The 3,952-nt window shown below is 61.7% G+C and carries 4 protein-coding genes; 1 reads left to right on the top strand and 3 read right to left on the bottom strand.

Features of this window, described 5'->3' with window-relative positions; translation table 11 throughout:
* Positions 1 to 2,168 (top strand): Tn3-like element IS1071 family transposase (locus tag ABFX23_RS17290; protein WP_346034126.1); only part of this gene is annotated, 2,168 nt, incomplete at its 5' end.
* 199 nt (positions 2,169 to 2,367) lie between these two features.
* On the opposite strand, the gene ABFX23_RS17285 is transcribed toward ABFX23_RS17290, so the two are convergent.
* From ABFX23_RS17285 to ABFX23_RS17275, 3 genes are all read right to left on the bottom strand, one after another.
* Positions 2,368 to 2,544, bottom strand: a complete 177-nt coding sequence (locus ABFX23_RS17285; protein WP_165926966.1) for a hypothetical protein — start codon at positions 2,542 to 2,544, stop codon at positions 2,368 to 2,370.
* Positions 2,541 to 2,954, bottom strand: a complete 414-nt coding sequence (locus tag ABFX23_RS17280) for a very short patch repair endonuclease (protein WP_077189551.1) — start codon at positions 2,952 to 2,954, stop codon at positions 2,541 to 2,543. The genes ABFX23_RS17285 and ABFX23_RS17280 overlap by 4 nt, the downstream gene beginning before the upstream one ends.
* Positions 2,951 to 3,952 (bottom strand): DUF4928 family protein (locus tag ABFX23_RS17275; protein ID WP_346034125.1); only part of this gene is annotated, 1,002 nt, incomplete at its 5' end. The genes ABFX23_RS17280 and ABFX23_RS17275, both read right to left, overlap by 4 nt.

Genomic DNA, 3,952 nt, shown 5'->3' with positions numbered 1-3,952 from the left:
TCTTGCGCCGCTACGCGCGCCGACTTGTCTCCAGGCCGCCCTCAGCCGGAGCCAAGATCAAAGAGCCAGCGCGCACCGTGGAGGTCGCATGCTTTCTTCGGTATTGCCTGTTCACCACCACAGACCAGTTGATCCTTATGGTGCAGCGCCGGATCGCCGATCTGTGGCGTCAGGCTGCCGCCGATGTCCCCGCTACCGTCAATTGGGCCGCAATGTACAAAACGCTGCTCGGCGAACTTGTTGCCTTGAGCGCGCAAGGTGCGGTGCCAGATGCTGAGTTGCGTGCCCGTCTTGAAGCCTTGATCACCGAAACCCAGAAACGCAAACCACCGAGCAGGGCCTCCCTGGTCCGCGAGGGATTGATTGATGGAATTCGCCCCGTGCGGTCGTTGCTCGTCGCCATTGCAAAGCTGCCCTGGCAGGCCACCGGCGAGCATCCTGCCATCGAGTACCTTGCCAAGCTGCAAGCTTTATATCTCAAAGGATCCAGAAAGCTGCCAGTTGAAGTGGTGGCACCAAGTCTGGGAATGATCTGGCAGGTTTCGATCTCCAGCCCAGACCGGGAACGGGCGTTTCAGGCGTTGGAGGTGGCCACCCTGTTTGCCCTGCGCCGCGCGGTGCGCAATGGCTCGGTCTGGATTGAGCACAGCCTGAGCTTTCGGGGTCGTGCGCGCTTGTTCTTCACGGACGAGCGTTGGCAGGCAGAGTCCAAGAAACACTATGCCCGTCTATCGTTACCCAGCAAGGCTGCCACTTTCTTGAAGCCTTTGCTGGCCAGAGTAACTGCCGGTGTCGATGCGGTGGCCGCTGCAGCCCGCAGTGGCGTACTGCGCGTGGATGATGAACTCCATTTGTCGCCATTGCCCGCAGAGGACGAAGACCCAGAAGTGACCAAGCTGCGCGCGGCTTTGGATCACCGCATCGGTGAGGTTCAATTGCCGGAAGTGATTCTGGCCGTTGACGCCCAGGTGCGCTTTAGCTGGATCATGCTCGGACGTGAGCCGCGCTCTACCGACGAGCTGCTGATGGTCTATGCCGGCATCATGGCCCACGGCACCAGTCTGACTGCGGTCGAATGCGCGCGCATGATTCCGCAATTGTCTGCCACCAGCATTCGCCAGGCCATGCGCTGGGCGCGGGACGAACGGCGTCTGAGCCAGGCCTGCCAGGCTGTGCTGGAATTCATGCAGCGACACCCGATTGCCGCCACCTGGGGGCGGTCCGATTTGGCATCTTCTGACATGATGAGCATGGAGACCACCAAACGGGTGTGGCAAGCCCGGCTTGATCCTCGGCGCAACACACCTTCCATTGGAATCTACTCCCATGTAAAAGACCGGTGGGGCATCTTCCATGCGCAGCCCTTTGTGCTCAATGAGCGCCAGGCGGGCGTGGCCATTGAAGGTGTCATCCGCCAAGAAAAGCTGGAGACCAGCCAGCTTGCTGTGGATACCCATGGCTACACCGACTTTGCCATGTCACATGCCCGTTTGCTTGGTTTTGATCTTTGCCCGCGGTTGAAGGAACTCAAACAGCGCCACCTCTTTGTGCCACGCGGCACCAAAGTGCCCGCAGAAATCGCTGCGGTGTGCGAAGCCAATGTCGACGTCGCTTTGATCGAAAAGCATTGGGATAGTCTGGTGCACCTGGCAGCCTCGGTCATGAGCGGACATGCCAGTGCGGTGGCAGCTCTTGCGCGGTTCGGTTCTGCCGCCCAGGGCGATCCAATCTATGAGGCTGGCGTGCAATTGGGGCGGTTGCTGCGTACGGCGTTTTTGGCTGACTACTTTGTCAAGGACGCTTTCAGGAACGAGTTGCGCCGGGTGCTCAATCGGGGCGAGGCTGTTAACGCCCTCAAGCGCGCCATTTATACCGGCCGGATCAGCCCGGCGCAGGCCAAACGTGTCGATGAAATGCAGGCTGTGGCCGATGCGTTGAGCCTGATGGCCAACATCGTGATGGCGTGGAATACCTCACAGATGCAGGCGGTCCTGGATCGCTGGTCGAACCGCCGCCAGGTCATTCCACCGGAACTGATCGGGAAGATTGCGCCCACCAGGCTGGAGAGCATCAACTTGCGGGGTGTGTTTCGCTTCCCGGTTGACCGCTATGCTGACCAAATCCTGCCTTCGCGGCCAAATGCATCGATAACTGGCACCAATGGATGAAACCGACCACGGTTTGACGCCACGAATCGCAGATTTGAAAGTGAACAGGAAAGTCAATGAAATCAACGATCTACCAACACCACCTCCGCGCCAGTGCTAGCTTTTCGTACCGTCACTTATTGCACTGAAAACGAGGAGACCCCGTCATAGGCCGGGCCGGCCTTCTCATGCAGCCAGCTTTCCAGGTTTTTCGGGTCGGTCATCGGCGAGCCTCATCGAGCCAGGCCAGCGTTTCGGCGTCACGGGCGGCCACGCGGGCCACCAGCTCGCGCACCAGGACGGCTAGGCTCATGCCGTGCGCGGCCGCAACGGCGGCGGCTTCGGATTTCACGGCCGCAGGAACGGTGGCGCTGATGGTGGCGGTTTCGTTGCTCATGTCCTTCCCTTCTCTCGAATGCGAGCCGCCAGCGCGGCTAGGCGTTGCGGGTCTCGCGTTTCGCATTCCCAGACTACCAGGGCCGTCCAGCCGGCGGCGGCCAGCTCGGCCAGGTGGCGGGCGTCACGCGCCACGTTCCCATCCAGCTTCCGGTTCCAGTAGTCCGGGCGAGATTTCGGCCGGGCGGCTGCCTCGCAGCCGGGATGCTGATGCCAGAAACACCCATGCACGAACAGCGCAACGCGCCGGCTTGGAAACACCAGGTCAGGAACGCCGGGAAGGCGTCGATCATGGAGCCGGTAGCGCAGGCCTGCGGCGTGGAGGAAGCGCCGCACGATCATTTCCGGCCCCGTGTCGCGGGAACGCACAGCCCGCATGGTGTGGCTGCGCTGTTCCGGCGTCTCGCTCATTGGCGAAATTCGATTTTCAGGCTCGGGTCGGTTTCGACTTCTTCCACGATCTCGTTATAGCGCGTCACCACGTCGCCGACCGCGACGCGCCGGCCTTCGGCCGCGAACTTGCCCAGCTCGTAGAGGTTCAGGGCTACGAACTGTTCAACCTCGAAAACGTCGATGCGTTCGCCCAGGCCGGCATTCTCGGCCAGCCCTTCGGCAACCGTCAGCCCTCGCGCTGTCGTGACGATGATCGGCCGGTGGCCGTTGTCTATGTTGTCGCGGCAACGGCCAATGACCGCTTCGCCGGGCGCCGTGGTGACGTGGATAGCCACATCGCCAATGAAGAAATCGCCGTTGCGGCCTGATTGCGCGTCGGACGTTGAAAAGCTGTTGTGCTCGAAGTTGCCGGCGCCCAGGGCGCAATCGAGCTTGGCCCCGACCAGGTGTTGCAGCACCGCGCCGGCATACTGCATCCCCGGCGTGTTGCGCTGCCGTTCTTCGGCTTGGGCGATCACGTCGCGCACCAGCGTTCGCAGGCTGCGCGAGGCATCAAGGCGAATCTTGAACGGCTTGGCCGAAAAGAACTCATGCACGCGCTCAATCCAGAACGCTTCCACGGCATCGAGATCGACCGCGCCGCTGGCGGCCTGGCCGTTGAGGAACGCCACATACTCGCGCATGTTGCTGATGCTGCCGCGACTGGTGCGCCCGCCTTCAGCGGCTAAAACGCGGGTGATGCCGTGACGGTTCAGCACCGCTTGCACCGCGCCTTTGCCCAGGCCGAGAACCTGGCCGCCGGCGTCGGTCAGCAGCTTGTCGGGATCGAGCGGCAAGCCCATCTTGCGCGCGTGCTGGGTGACGACCAGCGCCACGCACAGCGGGCCTTTGCGGTTGAATTTTCGGTCTTTGTTGAAGTCCCGCAGGGCCGTTAACAAATCCGTCGGCTCTGTTGCAAAAATCGTGAAGCTTGAGCATGCTTGGCGGAGATTGGACGGACGGAACGATGACGGATT

Source organism: Erythrobacter westpacificensis, assembly GCF_039542285.1.
In the GTDB taxonomy this organism is placed as follows: Bacteria; Pseudomonadota; Alphaproteobacteria; order Sphingomonadales; family Sphingomonadaceae; genus Alteraurantiacibacter; species Alteraurantiacibacter westpacificensis.
Note: the sequence above shows the minus strand (reverse complement) of the source record. Positions and strands in the feature narration are given on the sequence as shown.